The organism is Neobacillus rhizophilus, from assembly GCF_018343535.1.
GTDB lineage: Bacteria > Bacillota > Bacilli > Bacillales > Cytobacillaceae > Neobacillus > Neobacillus rhizophilus.
On the sequence record NZ_JAGYPF010000001.1, the window covers coordinates 17,822 to 40,780 of the forward strand.

20 protein-coding genes are annotated in these 22,959 nt (G+C 42.2%); 18 read left to right on the forward strand and 2 right to left on the reverse strand.

Annotated features, from left to right (window positions below; all coding sequences use genetic code 11):
• Positions 1-142: 142 nt before the first annotated feature.
• The 7 genes from KHA99_RS00155 (at position 143) to KHA99_RS00185 (ending at position 9,886) form a co-directional block, all read left to right on the forward strand.
• Entirely contained in the window at positions 143-2,812 is a 2,670-nt protein-coding gene (locus tag KHA99_RS00155) for a response regulator (RefSeq protein ID WP_213115417.1), read from the forward strand.
• Positions 2,813-2,829: 17 nt separating this feature from the next.
• Positions 2,830-3,675: a CheR family methyltransferase gene (locus KHA99_RS00160; RefSeq protein ID WP_213115418.1), complete on the forward strand. Its 846-nt coding sequence runs from the start codon at positions 2,830-2,832 to the stop codon at positions 3,673-3,675.
• Entirely contained in the window at positions 3,644-5,620 is a 1,977-nt protein-coding gene (locus KHA99_RS00165; protein WP_213115419.1) for a PAS domain S-box protein, read from the forward strand. The genes KHA99_RS00160 and KHA99_RS00165 overlap by 32 nt, the downstream gene beginning before the upstream one ends.
• A gap of 90 nt (positions 5,621-5,710) precedes the next feature.
• Positions 5,711-6,625, forward strand: coding sequence for a VOC family protein (locus KHA99_RS00170; RefSeq protein WP_213115420.1), 915 nt, complete (start codon positions 5,711-5,713; stop codon positions 6,623-6,625).
• A gap of 319 nt (positions 6,626-6,944) precedes the next feature.
• The gene (locus tag KHA99_RS00175) at positions 6,945-8,069 is read left to right on the forward strand and encodes an NADH-dependent flavin oxidoreductase (protein ID WP_249366373.1); all 1,125 of its coding nucleotides are present in this window, start codon (positions 6,945-6,947) and stop codon (positions 8,067-8,069) included.
• Between the two features lie 100 nt (positions 8,070-8,169).
• Positions 8,170-9,204 (forward strand): beta-carotene 15,15'-monooxygenase, encoded by a 1,035-nt coding sequence (locus KHA99_RS00180; protein WP_213115422.1) that lies wholly within the window; start codon positions 8,170-8,172, stop codon positions 9,202-9,204.
• Between the two features lie 217 nt (positions 9,205-9,421).
• Positions 9,422-9,886: a ParB N-terminal domain-containing protein gene (locus tag KHA99_RS00185; protein ID WP_213115423.1), complete on the forward strand. Its 465-nt coding sequence runs from the start codon at positions 9,422-9,424 to the stop codon at positions 9,884-9,886.
• 67 nt (positions 9,887-9,953) lie between these two features.
• Here the strand turns inward: KHA99_RS00185 and KHA99_RS00190 are convergent, their stop codons facing one another.
• Entirely contained in the window at positions 9,954-10,412 is a 459-nt protein-coding gene (locus KHA99_RS00190; protein WP_213115424.1) for a low molecular weight protein-tyrosine-phosphatase, read from the reverse strand.
• Between the two features lie 387 nt (positions 10,413-10,799).
• Between KHA99_RS00190 and KHA99_RS00195 the strand changes: the two genes are divergently transcribed.
• A complete protein-coding gene (locus tag KHA99_RS00195) occupies positions 10,800-11,594 on the forward strand; it encodes a hypothetical protein (RefSeq protein ID WP_213115425.1) in 795 nt (264 codons plus the stop codon).
• Between the two features lie 35 nt (positions 11,595-11,629).
• Here the strand turns inward: KHA99_RS00195 and KHA99_RS00200 are convergent, their stop codons facing one another.
• Complete coding sequence (locus KHA99_RS00200) at positions 11,630-12,226, reverse strand: TetR/AcrR family transcriptional regulator (protein ID WP_213115426.1); 597 nt, start codon at positions 12,224-12,226, stop codon at positions 11,630-11,632.
• Between the two features lie 293 nt (positions 12,227-12,519).
• Between KHA99_RS00200 and menE the strand changes: the two genes are divergently transcribed.
• The 10 genes from menE (at position 12,520) to KHA99_RS00250 (ending at position 22,950) form a co-directional block, all read left to right on the forward strand.
• Positions 12,520-14,070 (forward strand): o-succinylbenzoate--CoA ligase, encoded by a 1,551-nt coding sequence (gene menE, locus KHA99_RS00205; RefSeq protein ID WP_213115427.1) that lies wholly within the window; start codon positions 12,520-12,522, stop codon positions 14,068-14,070.
• Between the two features lie 92 nt (positions 14,071-14,162).
• Positions 14,163-15,182 carry a zinc-binding dehydrogenase gene (locus KHA99_RS00210; RefSeq protein WP_213115428.1) on the forward strand — a complete coding sequence of 340 codons (1,020 nt, stop codon included), beginning with the start codon at positions 14,163-14,165 and terminating at the stop codon, positions 15,180-15,182.
• 16 nt (positions 15,183-15,198) lie between these two features.
• Positions 15,199-16,344: an acyl-CoA dehydrogenase family protein gene (locus KHA99_RS00215; RefSeq protein WP_213115429.1), complete on the forward strand. Its 1,146-nt coding sequence runs from the start codon at positions 15,199-15,201 to the stop codon at positions 16,342-16,344.
• A gap of 94 nt (positions 16,345-16,438) precedes the next feature.
• On the forward strand, positions 16,439-17,617 hold the full coding sequence (locus KHA99_RS00220) for an ABC transporter substrate-binding protein (RefSeq protein WP_213115430.1): 1,179 nt from the start codon (positions 16,439-16,441) through the stop codon (positions 17,615-17,617).
• Between the two features lie 56 nt (positions 17,618-17,673).
• On the forward strand, positions 17,674-18,543 hold the full coding sequence (locus KHA99_RS00225; RefSeq protein ID WP_213115431.1) for a branched-chain amino acid ABC transporter permease: 870 nt from the start codon (positions 17,674-17,676) through the stop codon (positions 18,541-18,543).
• Positions 18,540-19,550: a branched-chain amino acid ABC transporter permease gene (locus KHA99_RS00230; RefSeq protein ID WP_213115432.1), complete on the forward strand. Its 1,011-nt coding sequence runs from the start codon at positions 18,540-18,542 to the stop codon at positions 19,548-19,550. Before KHA99_RS00225 ends, KHA99_RS00230 begins: the two co-directional genes overlap by 4 nt.
• Complete coding sequence (locus tag KHA99_RS00235; protein WP_307852007.1) at positions 19,537-20,262, forward strand: ABC transporter ATP-binding protein; 726 nt, start codon at positions 19,537-19,539, stop codon at positions 20,260-20,262. Before KHA99_RS00230 ends, KHA99_RS00235 begins: the two co-directional genes overlap by 14 nt.
• On the forward strand, positions 20,255-20,962 hold the full coding sequence (locus KHA99_RS00240; RefSeq protein WP_213115434.1) for an ABC transporter ATP-binding protein: 708 nt from the start codon (positions 20,255-20,257) through the stop codon (positions 20,960-20,962). The genes KHA99_RS00235 and KHA99_RS00240 overlap by 8 nt, the downstream gene beginning before the upstream one ends.
• Before the next feature lie 19 nt (positions 20,963-20,981).
• On the forward strand, positions 20,982-21,800 hold the full coding sequence (locus tag KHA99_RS00245; RefSeq protein WP_213115435.1) for an enoyl-CoA hydratase: 819 nt from the start codon (positions 20,982-20,984) through the stop codon (positions 21,798-21,800).
• 91 nt (positions 21,801-21,891) lie between these two features.
• A complete protein-coding gene (locus tag KHA99_RS00250; protein ID WP_213115436.1) occupies positions 21,892-22,950 on the forward strand; it encodes a zinc-dependent alcohol dehydrogenase in 1,059 nt (352 codons plus the stop codon).
• Positions 22,951-22,959 lie beyond the last annotated feature (9 nt).

Below are 22,959 nucleotides of genomic sequence, written 5' to 3' on the forward strand. Positions count from 1 at the left end.
TTAAAAAATTTTTGTTAAAATAATTTAGATAAGTCTGACTTTTATTCTAGTTAGTTTCAATAAGTTAATTGTAAACTAGAGAATATAAATGAAATGGCTTTCAGCATTAATCAACACTTAGCAGAGCGGTGAAAAAATAATTATGAAATTAAAAACAAAATTGTATTTAGGGTTTGGCTTACTGATTTTCCTGTTTATTATTTTTCAATTGTTCTTAATGATGCTGATGAATCAGTTGAATACGAATATGAAGAATGCCGTTGACAACTACGAAATGGCTAAGACAGCTTACAAGATACAAGATTCCCTTAATTGGTATCGCAGTGATTCCAAGGGCATATTGGCGAATCCGCCGGCTGACCTGTTAAAAGAGTTTCAAGACCATAAGGAACAAAGTTACTTGGAAGCCAATCAAGCAATTGAGACTCTCCGTAAGCTCGACAAACGCGAAAAATCTCAGAAAGTCATCGCAGAGTTACAATCATTAAGTATTCAGCTGCGCGCCATTGAGGCCAAGACCAATAAGTTAATGGAACAAAACAAGGATGAAGAAGCAAGGAACCTATTCTGGTATGATACGTGGGATGTCATTGATAAAATGACAAGTGATGCCACTTATTTACAGACCCTTCAGGAGGATGGAGTCCAAAGTGAATTTGAGCTGTCGAACGATACCACCTCCATCGCCTACAAATTCATTTTTGGCTATGCTGTTGCCGTTCTCATCATGGGCGGAGCAATCACATTCTTTATCTTAAGGAGTATGTCTAAAAATTTAAATGATGTCATGTCTGTTTTCACAAACGCCGCTTTTGGAAAGGGGGACCATCTGCCGCGGATCAGGGTGAAAACGAAGGATGAAATTGGACAAATCTCAATCGCTTATAATGAAATGGCCCAGGTGCTTGAGAAACATCATAAACAAGAAATAGAATTAAAAAATGCTGCTGAGGAACAAAGCTGGTTAAATACGAAGATTGCGGAAATTGCCACGATGTACCCTGGCATTAACAACCTCAAAGAATTAGCTCAGCTGTTTATTACTAGGTTGGCGCCTATTGTCGGGGCAAGCTGCGGGCTTATTTATTTGAAGGAAGACAACGTATTTCGAAGGTATGGATCATATGCCGGACAGGAGGAGCCTGTTGGGCGGGAAAGTTTCTCTGTGGGCGAAGGGCTAGTCGGTCAATGTGCGCTTGATAAGCGGCCAATATCACTTGAAGACATACCTGAGGATTATATCAAAATTTCATCCGGCACTGGCGGAGCGCCCCCAAACAGCATCCTTGTCATCCCTGCTGAATACCAGGGAGAAGTGCTGGCTGTCATTGAACTCGCTTCATTTAAACCATTCACTCGGCTTGAACAGGTACTCCTTGAGGAAGTCGTCAGCCATCTTGGCATCAACATTAAGAGTATCCAAAGGCATATTCGGGTGGAAGAATTGCTCCAGGAATCACAAACCATGACCGAAGAGCTGCAAAGTCAGTCCGAAGAACTGCAATTGCAGCAGGAAGAATTACGGACCGTCAATGAACAGCTTGAGGAGCAGTTCAAAAGCTCGGAGCAAAAAACGCATGAACTTGAAAAAATTAAAAATATGCTCGAGGAGAAGGCTCAGCAATTAATGATGAGTTCCCAATATAAATCCGAATTTCTTGCCAATATGTCACACGAGCTGCGAACACCGTTGAACAGCTTGTTAATTCTTGCCAAAATGCTTTCAGAAAACAGCGGTCAAAACCTAACGCCAAAGCAGGTTGAATATGCAAAAACAATTCTCTCTTCTGGTCATGACCTGTTGCGGTTAATAAATGATATCCTTGACATCTCTAAAATTGAGGCAGGGAAGATGGAGATCTTCCTTGAGAAAACGGAGATTCAAGAAATAAAGGCATCACTCAAGTCACAATTTTTCCCGCTGGCACGGCAAAAGGGACTCGACTTTTCCATTCAGCTTGACCCTTTTTTGCCGGATCTAATACAAACCGATCCACAGCGGCTTCAGCAAATTCTTATCAATTTGTTGTCAAATGCCTTTAAATTTACGGAGAAGGGCAGGATTTTGCTGCAGATTGAGAAAGCGCAGCAAACTGTTTTTTCAGAGGAAAAGGGAAATAATCTAGTCGAAACCATGATTGCTTTTTCGGTGAGTGATACAGGGATTGGCATTTCACAAGAGAATCAGAAGTTAATTTTTGATGCCTTTCAACAAGCCGATGGGACGACAAGCCGCAAATATGGCGGCACTGGCCTGGGGCTTACAATCAGCCGTGAATTGGCTCAGCTTTTAGGTGGCTATCTGACAGTTGAAAGCACTGTCGGCGAAGGCAGTAGGTTTACATTATATATCCCTAGTTTACAAATTGTACAAGCTAGGCTTGAGGCAGCTGTCACAGTTGAAGAACCACAGCCGGACATTGACGAAAGAGAGTCTCTTGAAGGGATGAAAATCCTGATTGTCGACGATGATATGCGCAATATTTTTGCTTTAACCTCAGCGCTTGAAAGCTATTTTGTTGAGGTGGTGTTTGCGGAAAATGGCAGGGAAGGCATCGAAATCCTGCAAAAAAATCCGGATGTTGACTTGGTGCTGATGGACATTATGATGCCGGAAATGGATGGGTTTGAAGCGATTCGCGCAATCCGCCAGGTGCCTGAATACATGAATCTCCCTATCATTGCACTGACCGCAAAGGCAATGAAAAGTGATCGAAAAAAATGCATTGAAGCTGGGGCTTCTGATTATATCAGCAAACCAGTTCATATGGAGCAGCTTATTTCCATTATGCGAGTTTGGTTATACAGATAAGGAAGGTTTATTTATTGATGGAAAAATTAATATCATTCGACAAGCGTGAAATTGAAAAGATCGAAATAAATCTGCTGCTCGAGGGGATTTATCGTTTATATGGGTTTGATTTTCGTAATTACTCCGCCGCGTTTGTGAAGCGGCGAATTGAACATCGGATTCGAACGGAGAAGCTGGAGGGTATTTCCGATCTCCAGCAAAAAATTTTCTACGACCCGCTGATGATGCGCAGGTTATTTTACGATTTTTCAATTAATGTTACGGAAATGTTTCGGGATCCGTCGTTTTTTTTAGCCTTTCGGACAAAGGTTGTTCCGATTCTGCGCAACTTTTCATCGATTCGGATTTGGCATGTTGGCTGCGCGACCGGAGAAGAGGTCCTGTCAATGGCGATTCTCCTACATGAAGAAGGCCTTTATGAAAAAACAAAACTTTACGCCACCGATATGAGCGAGGCAGCCTTGGTGCAGGCCAGAAAAGCGATGATGCCCTTGAACAAAATGAAAAACTATACGAAAAACTACCTTGAGACAGGCGGGACGAGTGCTTTTTCAGAATACTATGTTGCCCGGGAGACAAGCGCTGCGTTCCATCCTTTTCTTACGGAAAATGTGGTGTATGCCCAGCATAATTTAGCTACTGACCAATCGTTTAATGAATTTCATGTCATCATTTGCCGGAATGTCATGATTTATTTTAATAAATGCCTGCAAAACCGTGTGCTGCACCTGCTGCATGAAAGTTTGTCTGCATCCGGATTCCTTGGCTTGGGAAGTAAGGAGGGAATTCGGTTTACCGAAATTGCAAATTATTATGAGGAAGTCGATTCAGATGAGAAACTCTACCGTAAAATCCATCCATAATCTCCAACCTTTGGATCAAGTCAATATTTTAATGGTTGATGACCGTCCGGAAAACTTACTGGCGTTAGAGGCTGTTTTAGCATCGCCCAATTATCGTTTAGTGAAGGCCGGGTCGGGTGAGGAAGCGTTGAAGTGCGTGCTGAAGCAAGATTTTGCTGTAATTTTGCTAGATGTGCAAATGCCGGGTCTGAGCGGTTTTGAAACGGCAAAATTGATTAAGGCGCGGGAAAAATCAAAGTTTGTTCCAATTATTTTTATTACAGCTATCAGTCAAACGACTGAGCATGTCCTAAAGGGGTATAATTTAGGGGCGGTTGATTATATCTTTAAGCCATTTCACCCGGAAACATTAAAGTTAAAGGTACAGGAATTTGTCAAAATCCATCAAAATCAAGATCAGAAGGAAGTAAAGCTGCAGAAGGAGCTTCTTGATGTAAACGTCAAGCTAAACATAACAACCCGTGATTTGCAAAAAAATGAAGAACTGGCCCGGGTGATTGGGGAAACGCTGCTTGACACGATTATTACGTTTGACTGTGAAGGGACGATTATATCGGTCAATCCTGCAGCCCAAAAATTATTTGGCTATTCAATGGAGGAATTTTTGGGACTTAAAATAGAGGACCTTTTTGCAGATATGTGGGATAACAATGGTTCTTGCGTCGGGAAAATGCTTGAGGCTGTTGCTAAGCATAAAAATGAAAGCCGCTTTCCTGTCGAGCTGCAAATCGGTGAGGCCGTTATCCATGATGAGCATTTCTATGTTTGTTCGCTGCGCGATATTACCGAGCGGAAGCAGCAATACGAGCTGCTTGAGAAGCTGGTGGAAGAGAGGACGAATGAACTTGTCATTGCCAACGAAAAGCTGCGCAAAGAAATAGAGGTACGGATGCAATTTGAAGAAGAGTTGCGGAAGGAAATTGAAGTCCGAAAACAATTTGCCGAAGACCTGCGCCTGTCGCAGGAGCATTTTTATAAAATTTTTCAATCAAGCCCCTGCCTGATTGAAATTCGTTCAATGACTGACAGCAGGTACCTGGACGTCAATGAAAGCTGGCTGAAATTTACCGGTTATTCCTTAGTGGAGGTCATCGGCAGGCAGCTGGCGGTTTTACCTGCCTGTCACAAGGAATCCCCGCAAAATGAAAAGATTCATTACCTAACAAAATCAGGAGAGAACCGGCAGGGCTTGTTGGCAACGGAAATCATTGAGGTGAAAGGTGAAAGCTGCGTTCTCAGTGTGATTACCGATGTAACTGAGCTTGAACAACTGGGAGCGAAAATAGCGCGCCTCGACCGCCTCAATCTAATTGGCGAAATGGCGGCGGGGATCGCGCATGAAATCAGGAATCCGATGACCACCGTCAAAGGGTTTTTGGAGCTTTCGAAAAAAAGCATCGACAATTTATCCGTTCAATATATTGATTTAATGCTGTCAGAATTGGACAGGGCCAATTCGATTATTTCTGAATTCCTAAATTTAGCGAAAAACAAGCAATCGTATAAAAAATCCCAGTGGTTGAATCCGATTATTGAGGGGCTCTATCCTTTAATCAAAGCCGAAGCGCTGCTAGCGGATAAAACGGTCTCCCTAATGTTATCGGAAGTCCCAAGGCTTTATCTTGATGAAAAAGAAATTAGCCAGCTGATTCTTAATCTTTCCCTGAATGGACTTGAGTCGATGGCAGCCGGCGGGGAATTGACGATTAAAACTTATCTTGACGGGCAGGATGTAGTGTTGGAAATCCAAGACCAAGGCTCCGGCATCGAACCTGAACTGGTCGATATGATCGGCACGCCGTTTTTTACTACCAAAGATTCCGGGACTGGCTTGGGCTTGCCCATCTGCTATAGTGTCGCCGAGCGTCATCGAGCCGTTATCGATCTGCAAACAAGCACTAAAGGAACTACCTTTTTTGTCCGTTTTCGGGAAAGGGATTTCTAGAAATAAGCATATATTCTTTTGTTTGACAAAAAAATTTTGAGGCAAAAGAACCATCCCATGCATCCGTAAGAGAATAAAGGAGGAAAAGCTTTGACAAAAACAAATCAAAAAATCGTTCCGCATTTATGGTATGACAAAGAGGCAAGAGAAGCAGCCGAGTTTTACGTTAACATATTCCCGGACTCGAAAATTACAGATGTGACAACCATTCACAACACACCCTCAGGCGACTCTGATATAGTCTCATTTGAGCTATGGGGGCAGAAGTTCGCGGCTATCAGCGCAGGACCTTTTTTCAAGATCAATCCGTCGATATCTTTTATGGTAAACTTTGACCCATCACGAGATAAAGACGCGAGAGAAAAAATAGATGAAGTTTGGAACAGATTATCCGACGGGGGCACAGCGTTAATGCCTCTTGATAAGTATCCGTTCAGTGAAAGGTATGGCTGGATTCAGGATAAGTTTGGTTTGACATGGCAGTTAATCCTAACCAATCCAGAAGGTGAAGAGCGACCTTCATTAATTCCATCACTTTTGTTTGTCGGTGATCAATGTGGTAACGCGGAAGACGCGATGAATTTTTATTTATCAGTATTTAAGAATGCGAAGCAGGGACTTATCGCCCGCTATCCTAAAGGAATGGAACCTGATAAAGAAGGAACAGTCATGTTCAGTGAATTCAGCTTAGAAAATCAATGGTTTACCGCAATGGATAGTGCTCACGAACATAAATTCAGTTTTAACGAAGCTATCTCATTTATGGTGTACTGCGACACACAAGAAGAGATTGATTACTACTGGGAAAAGCTCTCTAAGGTTCCTGAAGCGGAGCAATGCGGCTGGCTGAAAGACCAGTATGGTATTTCCTGGCAAATTGTGCCTAGTGAGATGGACGAGATGATGAGAAAGAGTGCACCTGAGCAACTTGCACGCGTAACGAAAGCATTTCTTAAAATGAAGAAATTTGATCTTGAGGAATTGCGGAAAGCTTACAAGGGATAATGGGAATAGAGCCAAAGTGATATAAAAAAATGAAGTAGAATTCGGAGTGTCAGTTCGATTCCCAGACAACAGATTTACATAATCTAGCTGCATCAAGGCTTTCGACTAAATTTGTTGGAAGTCTTTTTTTACAATATCAGTACGGCAGAAAGAAAGAGCTAAGTATTATAGGATTCATCCAATTTTAATAAATGACAGTGGAAACCATTTATTTGCAGTGATTTCAGAAAAATGATGCAAGAGAACCGTCCCCATGCATCACCTTCCTTCGTTAGGGAAAAGTATGGATGAAAAGAATTTTATTTTGGGGGATTATGCATTGGATTCTAAATTTAAAGCTTTGTTTGAGTCGTTTACTTTTCCATGTGGTGTTGAATTGAAAAACCGGATTGTGATGGCGCCGATGACTAATTTTTCTTCCAATCCGGATGGGACGGTTTCGGATGCAGAAGTAAAATATTACGCAAGACGGTCTGGCGGTGTAGGAATGGTGGTCACTGCTTGTACATATGTTACTGCAAATGGCAAGGGGTTTAATGGAGAATTTGGCGCTGATTCTGATGAATTAATCCCTAGTTTAAGACAACTGGCCAGAGGTATTAAAGAGCAGGGTGCAGTAGCTGTATTGCAAATTTTCCATGGAGGGAGGGAAGTTCCTCCTCAATTAGTGCCAAATGGTGATGTTGTTAGTGCTAGTGCCATTCCGTCTGAAGGGGCAGGGAAACCTGTTCCTAGAGAACTGCCGGAAGAAGAAATTGAAGCGATAATTAAAGCTTTCGGGGATACAACTAGAAGGGCCATTGAAGCAGGATATGATGGTGTTGAAATTCATGGGGCCAATGGCTACCTTATTCAGCAATTCTTTTCTCCGCATGCCAATCGCCGGGATGACCGATGGGGCGGGAGCGTTGAAAAGAGATTGACCTTCCCTGTGGCAATTGTTGATGAAGTGAAAAGGGTTGTTGCTGAAAATACAAATAAACCTTTTATTGTGGGCTACCGCTTTTCACCAGAAGAACCAGAAACACCTGGGATTACGATGGCAGATACTTTGGTGCTAATCGATGCGCTGGCTGATAAGAACCTTGATTACCTCCATGTTTCATTAAATGATTTCTGGTCAGAGCCAAGAAGAGGCGTGGAGGACACCCGTGCTCGTATCGAAATCATACAGGAACGTGTTGGCAGTAAGGTCCCTGTTATAGGAGTCGGCTCACTTTATTCTGCAGACGATGTCCTCAAGGCAAAGGAGACAGGGCTGCCACTCATTGCAATGGGGCGGGAATTAATTATTGATCCGGATTGGGTTCAAAAGGTTGCTGAAGGCAAGGAAGATGAAATTGTAACTAAAATTGATAAAGGAAAGCAGCAGGAATTAATGGTTCCTGACCCATTGTGGCAGGCTATCATCCATACTCCGGGCTGGTTTCCGGGAATTGAATAGAAGTAGATAAAGTATCCTTTTTTAGGATACTTTTTTAATATATCTAATAAGTGATAGGTAAAATATGGTATAATGAAAGAAAAAAGAAAGAGGGACTTTTATGGTTTTAAAAAGAACCTTGAACCGAAATGCGCTGCTGATTTTGCTGTTATTAGTAATGGGTGCGAATTATTCCTTGTATCATACAACATTGGGAATTCAAATATTGCCTGAGCAACCGAATATTATCGTTGCTGCTTCCATGGTAGACTTGGCGTTGATTTCACCGATTTTATTTTTAGCGTGGAAACGAAAAATGAATGGGAAAAACCTGATTGTGGGGATAGCAGGCGGACTTATTTTGGTGCGCTTCCTCATACCGATGGAGTATTTGGCTCCATTTGAGGCTGTCACGTGGGCTGGGTTTGCTGTTGAAGGCGGACTATTGTTGTTAGAGGTTATAGTTCTTGTCTCGTTGTTTAAATATATGCCAAACATTGTACGTGCTGTTAGAAGAAGTTCCCTACCGGCTATCTTTTCTTTTTTAAAAGCTGTGGATAAAGAGGTTAAACCAAATCCCATTTATCGCATCATTTGTTCAGAAATGCTCATTTTTTACTATGCGTTTGCATCTTGGAAAAAGAAACAACAGCTTGGTTCGAATGCATTTACAATACATCAAAAATCGAGTTTGATTGCGATGCAAGTGATGCTGATTCACGCGACGGTTATTGAAATGGCTGGGCTTCATTGGTTGTTTCATGAAAAGTCTGTGATTCTATCAATCATTTTACTCGTACTTAATATTTACACAGTTATTTTCTTTTTAGGTGATATCCAAGCCGTTCGCCATAATCCCTTGCTTGTCACTGAAGAAGGTATGTACATTTCCCTCGGATTAATGAAACGAATGGAAATAAAGTGGTGCGATGTTGAAGAAGTTATCGAGGCGCCATTGGTTGGAAAACGTACTAAAGATACCATTGAATTCATTGCCCGTGATTTTGAAGAAGTAAAGCCTGATGTTATATTGAAATTAAAACACCCAGTCGAAGCAACATTAATCATGGGACTTAAAAAGAAATATTCACAAGTAGCAATTCGCGTAGACGAACCCAACAGATTTATAAGCACTTTAAAAGAAAATGTGAAATGATGCATGGGGACGGTTCTCATGCATCATTTATTTTATGAATGAGGCACAAGAACCGTCCCCATGCTTCTTCTCAACCCAAATCATGCATATAATGATAAAGGTATTTGGCAAACCGTTTGCGATTACCCATTCCTCTTACTGCAATACCTGCTGAGAACCGATGCTGCCGCTAATCCTGAGCGGGAATGGACTCATCAAAATCCAGGAGGGGATGACGATGAAATTTACGGTACAATATATTCCGCTTGAAAAAATCAAGCCGGATTTTTCGGTGAAAATGACAGAGCATCTGAAAAGGCTGCAGAGATTTATGTGGGATTGTATGTTTGTTCTGGTTGTCAGAAAAAGCAAGAAAGATGGCAACTATATTATCGTCAGCGGGCAGGAGCGATTCGAAAGCCTCAAGAAACATACAAAAAGCATTTATGCGCCTTGTATTGTGGACAAAAGCACTTCCTCCGATATTAGTTCGTGGTTTCATCGTTTATTGAGAAAGCAGCCCCTTGATGATTTTCCTTTCACACCTAAAAGCTGGTCGATTGTCCGCTCCTTTCTAAAACAAGAACCTCGTTTCAAGCACCTAAACCGATCCCAACAAATCAGAGTCCTCATATTAGCTGTAAAGTACAAAAAAACCGTAGTTTACTCAATGAGAACCATGGTAGATGAAATCTTAAAATGATGCATGGGGACGGTTCTCTTGCCTCAGTTGATTTACTTGAGTGAGGCACAAGAACCGTCCCCACGCGTCAATTTTCTGCAAGGATTTTCTCGAGTAAAGCCCGGCATCCTTCTGTTATAAGCTGGTAGGTTTCTTGAAAATCACCTGTATAGTAAGGATCCGGTACATCTTTTTTGTGTTCTGTTAGGTCGAGCAGACGGATGATTTTTGGATGATTTGGCTTTCCGGTAATTTCGTAAATGTTTCTTGTGTTGCTTTCGTCCATGCCGATGATGTAGTCGAATTTTTCAAAGTCGTCTTTTGTTAATTGACGTCCAATAAGACCTTCTGCGGAAATGTTATATTTTTTTAAAATAGCTATGGTTCCTTTATGGGGTGGGGATCCGATATGCCATGAACTGGTTGCGGCGGAATCCACAGCGATTTGGCCGGACAGATTTTCTTTCTCAAGTAAGTCGCGAAACACAGCCTCAGCCATCGGTGATCGGCAAATGTTCCCCAGACAGACGAATAAAACGTTAATCATGTTATGAACTCCTTTAGTTAAGACTAGCGGGTCGAAACGTAATACCGTACCGACAATTCTAAGAATATTATACTTTAGGATTATTGAAAAGCAGAGTGTCCATGTTCCCGGAAACAATGTCGAAAGATACCTGCGATAAAAGAGTTAATTAGCACTACTAGTAAATACTCCTCAAAAACTCTCATAAACCAATAAACTCCTTGATTTAGTGCTTCTTTCATTTCCCATAATGAGGCATAAGAACCGTCCCCATGCCTCATTTATTAGTCTAATTGAGCCATTCACATTCTTTTTTTCCTCTATTAATATTAAATAGAAAACTATTAAATTATATGGCCATTTGTGTCATTTTCTGTCACCTCAGTTGTTTTTGGAGGAGGATTTGTTGTGAATACGGATCAAGCTTTTGAGTTGTTAAAGAGTGCTGGAGTTCCGGATGAGCTTAGCATTCAGACGGTTAGACGGTGGATGCGGGAGCGAAAGATAAGATTCGAAGGAAAAGCTAGGCTCTCCAAAACAGAATACATACTGGAAGATACGGATGAAGCCTTTGACCTATTAAAGGATGCAGGTGTTGCTGCAAACATCGGTATTCAACTAGTCAAACGCTGGTATAATGAAGGGAAGATTCATAGACTAGGGAATGTGGACCAAATCAAGGAATACATATCTACCCAGCCCAAATTGCCACCTTTTGAAGACAAACCTTCCGATATGACGATTCGTGAGCTAAAAGTAAAACTTAAAGCACAGGATGAGCAAATCAAAGGGATACAGGAGCTTCATCAAACGTCCTTAAAAGCGATGATCCAGCAACGGGACAAGCTGAATAAAGAAATCGCCAGCCTTAAGCATGAAAAATCGGAATTGCAACTGGAGACCAGAAACGTGTTAAAGGAAAATATTGACCTTCGTAAGGAATTGTTAAGACTAAAAGAAGAGCTCTCGAAACAAGGTAAAGGAGAGGATGAAAAGGTACAATCCCAATCCGGACCATCATCTAATCCGCAAGATTATCGTCGAAAACTGGGGCTTTCCAAAACAGCAGGTCCAAAAGAAGTCTTGGCCGGTTTTAAAAAATTATTAATAGAAACACATCCAGACCATGGCGGCAGCGCCAAAGCCTTCCATTACGTGAAAACAGACTATGATCAATTTAAAAGCAGAATAAAAGGAAACTAAAACTTCGAAGATAACCCGTTTTTTCAAAAAGCGGGTTATTTTTTGATAACCATCTTTAGTAGATATTTCGCGAAAGCGCTTGCAATTTCTTTATCCGTTTTTGAACCCTCTTGGACATACCATTGCTGTATCCAATTTAACGCCCCAAGAATGATTAACCGCACCATTTTAACATCCACTTGAGGGTCGAATACCTTTTGGACAATGCCTTCATTTATTATGCTATCAAAATGTTGAGAATAGTTTCGCCTTAGCTCTAAAACGTCGTTTAACTTATCATTAGAGAAATTTTGGTTTGGTTTATCCATAATCATAAACATTGATTTCTCACTTGTAACGAGCAAAATATGAGCACGAATCGCGTTTTGTAATTTTTCAATAGGATTCGAGTCACTAGTTATGACTTCCTCAATTCTCTTCAAACTCATTTCCATAATCATTTGGTGGCAATGATAAAGAAGGTCATCTTTATTTTTAAAATAATTGTACATTGAACCCTTTGTCAGGAGAAGTTTTGCCGCTATTTCTTCCATTGTTGCCCCATGGTACCCTTTTTCAGCAAGAACAGAAGCGGCAGATCGCAAGATTTCCTGTTTCCTCTTGGCAATTTTTTGTGCTCTAAGAGAAGTCATGTAAAACCTCCTTTTAATTCTGGTTACTTATCCTTTTGGAGTTTTAAAGTAAACTATCAGTTATTGTTTTATTTTTAAATATATGTTAAATTTTCTGAAAAATCAACCTGAAATTTAAAAATGTGGAAAAAGGTGTTAAATGTCTTATATTTATAGTTTTTCAAGAATTAATATTATCCTTATAAAAAAATATTGATTTTCATATTGATTTTTCAGAATCTTTGGAATAAAATAAAAAAGTAAACAGTAGGTCAAAAAGTAAATGGTAATTCAGTTGAGATTGGAGTGAGAACATGCTGGAGTATGTCAGAGCAAAACAGTTATTGGTAGATGAAATGCTCAACCGATCAGCCCGCCGGTTTCCAAATAAAACCGCTATCGTAGATGATAAAAGAAGGATGACGTATGTCACTCTGCTAAATCGCGTCAATCAAGTAGCAGGCTGGTTTCAGTCGAAAGGAATTAACAAGGGAGAAAAAGTAGCGCTCTTGTTGTACAACTCCATCGAAATCACTGAATGCTTATTAGCTTTAGGCAAAATTGGTGCAGTTGCTGTTCCTGTTAATTTCCGGCTTCAGCAGCTTGAATTTGAATATATCCTCCAAAACTCCGATGCGAAAATGCTGATTGCCCACCAAGACTTTGTTGAAATCATTGGAAAAATGAGAGTCAACCTCCCGTTGTTAGAAGAAGTAATAATTGTTGATCAGCAAGAAGCTAAACACCATTCCTATTTTTCATATGATGATATTTTTGAAACCGCTTTTATTCCTAGTTTGGAAGATTTGAAAGACGATGACGACTTCCTTATCGTTTATACCTCAGGTACAACAGGTAAACCAAAAGGTGCTGTCCTCACCCACAAAAATGTCTTTATGAATTCCGTCAATATGTGCCTTGAGTGTAGTTTGACAAAGGACGAAGTACAAGTCATTTCAACCCCCTTGTTTCATATAGGCGGCATATCTGCCTTGACAATGCTGATGCTAGTTGGTGGAACGTCCATTCTTCTAAGTAAATTTGACCCCGAACATCTATTGCAAATCTTTGAAAAAGAAAAAGTAACATATTCTTTTATGGTGCCATCGATGTGGAACATACTCCTAGAACTTCCTTCATTCAAAAATTACAATGTCACAAGCATCCAAAAAATATGCTGCGGAGCTGCCACAACACCGTTAGAGCTAAAGAAAAAATTAATGAAGTATTTTCCAAACTCAGGTGTCTACGATACCTTTGGACATACCGAAATGGCAGCAAGTACTTCGACACTGAAGGCAAGTGATTCCATCCTTAAAACAGGGTCTGTCGGCCTCCCGTATTCCAATGTAGAAATAAAAGTAGTAGATGAAAACATGAATGACTGCGCTCCTGGTGAGGTAGGCGAGATTGTATACCGCGGACCAACCACGATGAAGGAGTATTATAAGAATCCAGTGGCTACAGAAGAAGCGGTAAAAGGTGGCTGGCTCCATAGCGGGGATTTGGTAAAGCTGGATGATGAAGGATATATCACCGTTGTCGATCGGAAGAAAGATATGATCATCAGCGGCGGAGAAAATATCTATCCAAAGGAAATTGAAGAGGTGTTATATACTCATCCTGATATTCTTGAGGCAGCTGTGGTGGGAATCCCGGATGAAAAATGGGGTGAAACCGTAAAGGCGTACATAGTCCTGCGGAATGGGAAAAGCATTACAGCGCAGCAGGTGATTGACTATTGCACAGATAAAATTGCCCGCTATAAAAAGCCGCACTATGTTGAATTTTTAGAAGAACTGCCGAGAAATGGCTCGGGGAAAATTCTCAAAACAAAGCTGAGAGATTATAACTTAAAAGTTTAAGATAGTGGAGTGGATGGGGACTCTTCATACTTCTAGTCCCCATGTGAAGGACAGTTCTTGAATAAAAGTTTAATAGAGTAAAGGAGGAACATATGAAAGCCGTTATTTTAAGAGACCTTGGCGGACCGGAGCAATATCGAATCGGAGATGTTGACATCCCCAGTCTCGGTGAGGATGAGGTTTTAGTACGTATTAGGGCAGCGGCTTTTAATCGCCGTGACATATTCATTCGAAAAGGCGAATATCCGGGAATCCGTCTTCCGGCCATTCCTGGTGCGGATGGGGCAGGTGAAATTGCTGCGGTCGGCAAAGGGGTGAAAGACCTCGCTATCGGAGATAAGGTGGTCATCAATCCGGCATTAAATTGGGGTAATGATGAAAGAATCTATACAAAAGACTTTTCAATTGTCGGAGTACCTACGAATGGCACCTTTGCCGAGTATATAAATGTCCCGAGGGAAAATGTATTTCCAAAACCGGAGCATCTCTCATGGGAAGAGGCTGCTGCCTTGCCATTAGGTGGTCTTACCGCATATCGTGCGTTGCTGACAAAAGGGAAGGTAAAAAAAGGTGAAGCTGTATTAATTCCTGGCATTGGAGGTGGTGTCGCAACATTCCTGCTGCAGATGGCCGTTGCCTTAGGTACCAACGTCTTTGTCACATCCAGCAGTGAAGAGAAAATTCAAAAAGCGATTTCTTTAGGAGCATCAGGGGGAGTCAATTACAAAGAACCTAATTGGGAAAAGCAATTAAGAAAATGGATGCCGGAGGGGGCGGACCTTTGCATTGACAGTGTCGGAGGCGACAATTTCGTTAAACTGTTGAATATCGCAAAGCACGGAAGCCGGATTGTCACCTTTGGTGCGACTGCATGTCCTGTACCACAGCTTGTTATGCCAAAGATATTTTTAAAACAAATCGATGTTATTGGAACGACAATGGGTTCGCCAGCTGAATTTCAGAGTATGCTTTCCTTCTATGATAAACACAAAATCAAGCCAGTGATTGATTCTGTTTTTTCTATCGAGGAAATCAGGGAAGCACAATTACGAATCGAAAAAGGTGTAAACTTCGGCAAGGTCGTGGTTATCATGCCATGGCACGAATTGTGAAAGGAGGTAAATACAGATGGGGAGAGCATTCCTGCAGGAAGAGCATGAAATATTTAGACGCTCATTAAGAAAGTTCCTGGAAAAAAACGCCATTCCTTTCTATGAGCAATGGGAACATGAGAAATTGGTTCCACGGTCCTTCTGGAAGAAGATGGGGGAAAATGGCTTCCTCGCTCCATGGGTGGATGAAAAATATGGCGGTGTGAATGCTGATTTTGGCTATTCCGTTGTCATCAACGAAGAACTAGAAAAGGTTGGCAGCGGTCTGGTCGGCATTAATAACCATAATGATATCGTCGTTCCATATATAAATAGTTTTGGTAACGAGGAACAAAAGGAAAAATGGCTGCCTGGATGTTTAACAGGAGAATTCATAACCGCTATTGCTATGACCGAACCAGGCTCAGGCTCTGATCTTGCAGGTATCAAAACTACTGCTAGAAGAGAAGGAGATTACTATATTGTAAACGGTGCCAAAACGTTTATTACGAGCGGCATCCATGCTGATTTAGTCGTTCTTGTCTGCAAGACGGACCCGAAAGCGGAACCGGCCTACAAAGGAGTCAGCCTCTTCGTAATAGAGGCAGGAACGCCTGGTTTTATTAAAGCCAAGCAGCTTAGTAAAGTAGGGCAGCATTGTTCAGATACGGCAGAGCTTGTCTTTGAGGATGCAAAAGTACCTGCGGCCAATCTATTGGGTGAGGAAGGGAAAGGTTTCTATTATTTAATGGAAAAGCTGCAGCAGGAAAGGCTCCTTGTAGCAGTTGGGGCTGTGGCCGTCGCGGAACGAATGTTCGAAATAACGAAGGAATACGTCAAACAAAGGACAGCATTCGGAAAATCTATCAGCCAATTCCAAAATACCCAATTCAAAATGGCGGAAATGGCGACAGAAATCCAGATTGCGCGTGTGTTTGTCGATGACCTAGTGGCCAACCATATCCAGAAGAGGGAGGTTGTCACACAAGTGTCGATGGCGAAGTGGTGGGTCACTGATCTGGCCAAAAGAATCGCCACCCAGTGCATGCAGCTTCATGGTGGTTATGGATATATGGAAGAATACGAGATTGCTAGAAGATTCCGGGATATCCAGGCCACCTCCATTTATGCAGGAACCAACGAGATAATGAAAAGCATCATTGCGAAAAGGCTTGAATTGTAAGCAACACAAGGAAAAAGGCACTGAAAATTCTATTTTCAAGAGGAGTATAGGTTTATACCAATCCAATTTTAACCTTTAGGAGGGCGTGTTGTTTATGAAAAAAGTAAAGTTGGGCCTAGTAATTTTCGTACTTTCCGTTTTTGCTGCTTTAGCAGGGTGCAGTAAAGGATCGGAAGAGACCTCCGGTAAATCCGGCGGATCAGTGGAAACTGTTGAAATTGGAGTTGTATTGGCCACCTCCGGACCAATTGCACAAACGGGAACGTGGGTTTTGGACGGACATAAAGCAGCCGAGAAGGAAATCAATGACAATGGCGGTTTTAAGGTTGGTGACAAAACTTACAAAGTAAAAATCGTCCAGTATGACTCGGAGGGAAGAGCTGAATCGGCAACAGCTGCAACAGAAAAACTGATTAATCAGGACAAAGTGCCGGTCATTCTTGGAACCTCGATTAGTTCCGAAACAGCAGCCATGATTCCAATTGCACAACGCGCCAAGACACCTCTTATCACCTTTGTTGCCGCCAGTGACATCTTAACAGCACAGGGAGCCAGCTTCTTCTCGCAAGCAGCACCGGCAAACAAAAACTATGTAGAAGCCGGTACAAAAACAATGAAAGATATGGAAATGAAAAATATTGCTTTTATTTACGTTGATGATGCCTGGGGGCAATCATATGGAAAGCTTTATCCACCTGCAATGGAAGAAAAAGGTCTTAAAATTGTCGCTACGGAAAAGTTTGCGCCGGAACAAAAAGAATTTATGACCATGTTAAATAAAGTCAAAGCAAAAAATCCTGACGGTATTGTGCTCGCTGCCGAAACCGAATTAGCGGTTCCGTTATTAAAGCAACTGCATGAAGTGATGCCAGATGTGAAAATTATGGAGTCAGGTGGAAGTATTCCGGAAGAATTGATTAAAGTGGCTCCCGATGCCGTAAACGGCTTAGTTACCTTAAGTCGTGCTGGCGCCGTAACACCAGAAATCACAAAATTCCAAGAGCTTTTTGCTAAATCTAATAGTTACAAAGCTAATTCCTTCAACTATTCCGGTTATGATGGCATCCACTTTATTGTCGATGCCATGCAGAGAGCGGGCACTGTGACAGATAAGGAAAAAATCAACAAAGCAATCCGCGATGCAAAGTATAAGGGATTGATTGGAACTTACAGCTTCAATGAAAAAGGTGAAAACAGCCTAGTAGGAAACCGAGCAATCATCAAAGACGGTAAAGTGATTTACCAAACAGTCAACGAACCGCTACCGAAATAATTATATAGTGGGGCAGAGATCTTGGTCTCTGCCTCTATTTCTAAAGGGGGGTAATCATGGGAGATCAAATAATTCAATCTATACTGGATGGACTAGTGAGTGGCAGCATTTATGGCTTAATGGCGATTGGTTTTACCCTTGTATTTGGTATTATGCATGTTATTAACCTTGCACATGGTGAATTATATATGCTGGGTGCTTTTACTACGTTTATTATGGTTGGTGTCTATCAGATTAACTTCTTTGTAGCGATTCTTGCGGCCATGTTGATTGTCGGCGGCCTTGGGTTTTTGATTGAGCGCTATATTTTCCGGCCGCTCAGAAATACGGCGATGTTAAATACCTTATTAGCTTCCATTGGGTTATCCATCTTTATTAGCAATCTAGTTTTGAAGATTGCAGGGACAGGAATGAGAAGCATCCCGACGCCTTTTTCTGATAAGAGTTTTACAATCATTGGTGCTACTATTTCTACCCATCGTTTAATGGTGCTGTTGCTGACGGCATTATTAGTGGCGGTTCTATTTTGGGTCATTAAATTTACGAAGTTTGGAAGGTCACTAAGGGCAACATCACAGGATCAGGATGCATCGGCCCTGATGGGAGTCAACATAAACCTTACATACGGCCTGGTGTTTGCGATTAGTGCCGGTATGGCGGCGATGGCGGGCGGATTAATTGGTTCACTTTATGTCGTTGACCCGACGATGGGTTTAGGGCCAGGCTTGAAAGCTTTTATTATTGTCATTCTTGGCGGTATGGGGAGTGTCGTGGGTGCAATTGTCGGTGCCTTTGTTATGGGGTACGCCGAAACGTTTACCTCTCTATTCTGGGCTGCTTCCTACCAAGATTTAGTTGGATATATTCTGTTAATTTTGGTTCTTTTACTAAAACCTAATGGATTGTTTGGGGGGGCGAAAAGATGAACAATAACCGAATGAAAATTGGAACGATTATCGCGGTCTTGGTTGTTCTCTCCGTCTTGCCGTTCCTGTTAGACTCGTATTTAATCCACATTCTCAATCAAATTGGGATTTGGGTCATCTTAACTGCCAGCCTTAACCTGATGGTCGGGTATACGGGACAGCTATCGTTTGCCCATGTCGGTTTGTTTGCAGTTGGCGCCTACACAAGTGCCATCTTGACAACTTCAGCAGGCTTTTCGTTTTGGACTTCCTTCCCCATTGCGGCAATCGTTGCGGGGGTGTTGGGGTTTATAATTGGGCTTCCGGTACTGCGCTTTAAAACCCACTTTTTTGCTATCGTTACCTTGGGTTTTGGCGAGATTATCCGCTTAACCATCTATAACTGGAGAGATTTAACCGGCGGACCAAACGGTATTTATAACATTCCATTTCCAACTAATATTCTCGGGCTTGATTTTGCCCTACGTGAACACTTTTATTACTTAATATTAATCAGTGCGGTTTTGGTAGTTTTGTTCGTGAAGCTGTTAATTGGCTCGAGAACGGGTAAAGCCATGATCGCCATCCGGGAAAACGAAAACTTCGCGTTGTTTGTCGGGATTAATACCTGGAAAGTGAAGATTTTTGCTTTTACGTTAAGTGCTGCGCTCGCTGGGTTTGCGGGCAGTCTTTATGCATCCTATAACTCCTATATATCCCCGTATTCCTTTACGGTTTCAGAGTCTGTCAGTATACTGCTGATGGTCATTATCGGGGGAATGGGAACCATCATCGGACCGATTTTAGGCACAACCTTCCTAATCTTCCTGCCTGAGCTGTTACGCAGTGTATCGGAATGGCGGATGGTGATTTACGGAGGATTGCTTGTTTTAACGATTATGTTTATGCGTGACGGTATTCTTGGTCTCATTAAGAGCTTTGTCCGGAAAAAGAAACACCATAGCGAAAAAAATCTTCTGTCGACAGGAAAGGAGGAGGCGGCCATTGCTGGAAGTGAAAGGAATTAGCCGATTTTTTAAAGGGCTAGTGGCACTCGACGATGTTACGTTTACGGTTAAGCAAGGGGATATTTTGGGGATTATCGGTCCAAACGGGGCCGGAAAGAGTACGCTTTTTAACTGCATCACCTGCTTTTTTCCGCCTTCAAAAGGAGAAGTCTATTTTGAAGGAAAGAAGATTACAGGCTTAAATCCTTTTCAAATTACAGAATTGGGTTTGACGAGAACCTTTCAACATACGCAGGTTTTTCCAAAATTATCTGTCTATGAAAATATCACAACTGGACAGTACGTGATGAAGAGAAAAGACCCATCAAGAACGAAGCGCCAGCTGGAACAAAAGGCACACGAGATTATGGAGTTCGTCGGTGTCAGCGAATATAAAGATACCACTGCTGAAAACTTGAGCCTAGGCTATCAAACCCGGCTCGCCATTGGTATTGCTTTGGCAACAGAACCAAAGCTGTTTCTCCTCGATGAACCAGCCGCCGGAATGAATCCGGAGGAAACGAAGCAATTGGTGCATTTACTAAGAGAAATCCGGACCAAATTAGGTGTGACCATTATTTTGATTGAACACGATATGAAAGCCGTCATGGGCTTGTGCGACAAAATCGTCGTATTGGAGTACGGCAAGAAAATTGCTGAAGGAACACCACAGGAAATCCAGGAGAATCCTCGTGTGATTGAAGCCTATTTAGGGAGTGAGGCACTTGCTTAAAATCGAGAATCTTCAAGTCCATTATGATAAAGTACAGGTCATCCATGATGTCTCACTGGAGGTCAATGAGGGCGAAATCGTGACCCTTATTGGTTCAAATGGTGCGGGGAAGACCACATTATTAAGAACGATTTCCGGGATTAAAAGGGCTTCTGGAGGGTCGATTACTTTTATGGGAGAGCCGATCCACCAGATGACCTCCCATAAAATTGTGGAGATGGGAATTGGACATGTTCCGGAAGGACGACATGTTTTCCCTGACATGTCTGTTTATGAAAACCTGCAGATGGGTGCCTTCCGCCGCAAGGATTCACAGGCTGCCATCAAAAAGGATTTGGAACACATCTTTGACCTTTTTCCCCGGCTGAAGGAACGAAGCCAGCAGATGGCGGGAACGATGAGCGGCGGGGAACAGCAAATGCTGGCGATTGGCCGTGCGATTATGGCAAAGCCTAAGTTATTTTTGTTTGATGAACCATCGTTAGGCATAGCCCCTATCATTGTTGCCGAAATTTTCAAGATGATTAAAAAGATGAACGAAGAAGGCTCCACCATACTATTAGTGGAACAAAATGCCAATGCCGCGTTAAAGATTTCGGACCGGGCTTATATTCTTGAAACAGGCAAGATCGGCCTCGAAGGCCAGTCATCTGACTTATTAAATGATGATCGGGTCAGAAAAATTTATCTGGGGTTTTAACTGAAGGGAGATGCCGGTTATGGACTTTGAAACGATTGTATATAAAGAATCGCCTGATGAAGGAATTGCTTGGGTGACGATGAACCGTCCGCAAAAACGAAATGCCATCAATAAAAAGATGATTCTGGAGATGGGCGAAGCCTTTCGCCAAGCAGAGAAAAACGATGATATTCGGGTCATCATCTTTAATGGGGAAGGTCCTTGTTTTTCTGCTGGACATGATTTATCAGCCGAAGAACAATATCCGAGTACTTCCGAAGAACGAATTATATGGGAGAGAAAATATTACTTTGATGAAATTATGTATTTGCGGAATATTCGCAAGCCCTTAATCTCTCAGGTTCATAGTTACTGTATCGCCGCAGGGCTTGTATTGGCGTTAATGGCCGATATCGTCATCGTTTCAGAGGATGCCGTGTTTAATGATCCTGTTGTCAGAATGGGTGCCAATAGTCAAGAAGTGATGATCTTGCCATGGGTGGTCGGTGAGAAAAAAGCAAAAGAATTGCTATTTACCGGTGATAGTTTAACCGCTCATGAAGCGTTCCGTCTTGGGATGATCAATCAAGTGGTTCCTAGAGAGGAACTCGATACAGCAGTCTATGAAATGGCCAAAAAAGTGGCCCTCATGCCGCCAATGGCGGTTTCACTCGTCAAAGAGTCGATTAACAATACCCTTGATAATATGGGCTTCACCAATTCCATGAAAATGCACTTTGCCTCCCATTTGTTAAGCCACTCTACTGAAGAAGCAAGAAATGGGATGGGTAATCATAAACGCGGAGACTTGAAAAAATATTTCGATGAACGAGATAAATCTTTTAAATCGTCCATATGATTTTAACAAATGTATATGCTCGCCCATTCTTGCTGTCTTCTTTTATAAAAATACTGATTTGTAAAATTTATTTTTAAGGTGGTAAATCTAGATGAACAGTACGATGAAGGCTGCTGTCTATTACGGCCCCCGCGATTTGCGTATCGAAAATGTATCCCTGCCGGAAATTGGTCCAAACGATATCCTGCTAAAGGTGAAATATTGTGGAATTTGCGGCTCAGATGTCCATAGTTACGGCACGGGTTTATATATCAACAAAGGGCAGATTATGGGCCATGAATTTTCCGGTGAGGTCGTAAAAGTCGGGAAAAATGTCCAAGGAATCCAGGCGGGAGAAAGAGGGACAGGTTTTTATGCCGGTGTGTGCGGCACCTGCTATTGGTGTAAAAACCATCAATACACCCTATGTCCCGATTTGTTTAAAAACTCTACTGGTTATGGTCAGCCAGGTGCTTTTGCCGAATATGTCAGAATACCAAACGCCATTGCCGGGGTAAGTTTCCATCACCTCCCTGATGAAATTGACGATATAACCGCCGCCACGATAGAACCAGTTTCTGTCTCGGCCTACACAGTCGAGCTTTGCCAGCCAAAAGCTGGCGATCAAGTGGTTGTGATGGGCGCTGGCTTAATCGGAAACACAGTCATGCAGGTTTTCAAAGCATCTTCCGTTGAAAAAGCCATTGTCACGGAGGTTTCCGAGCTTCGCCTGCAGGCTGCCATCCAATCCGGGGCTGATCTGGTTATCAATGCGGCCAAGGAAAATGTTGTCGAGGGGCTTAAAGACATAACAGGCGCTGGCCCGTACCATTTTAATGAAGGAGCAATGGCGGATATCGTTGTCGATGCTGCCGGTGCCCCGTCCGCTGTGGAACAATCGTTTGAGATTGTCCGAAGCGGCGGCACGATTGCCTTTGTCGGCCTGCCTGAGAAAAAAGCGCAAATCGATACAACCAAGATCGTTCATAAAATGCCAAGGATTATTGGGGCGTTAGGCGGGAATTTCCTATCATCGATTTCGCTATTAAAGGAAGGGAAAGTTAAGACCCGCCATTTAATCAGCCATACTTTCCCAATTCGGCATGCCAAAGAAGCATTTGAGACCCAAATGGACCCGCATCAATCCGTGAAGGTCATGATAGAATTCTAATTTTTAAAA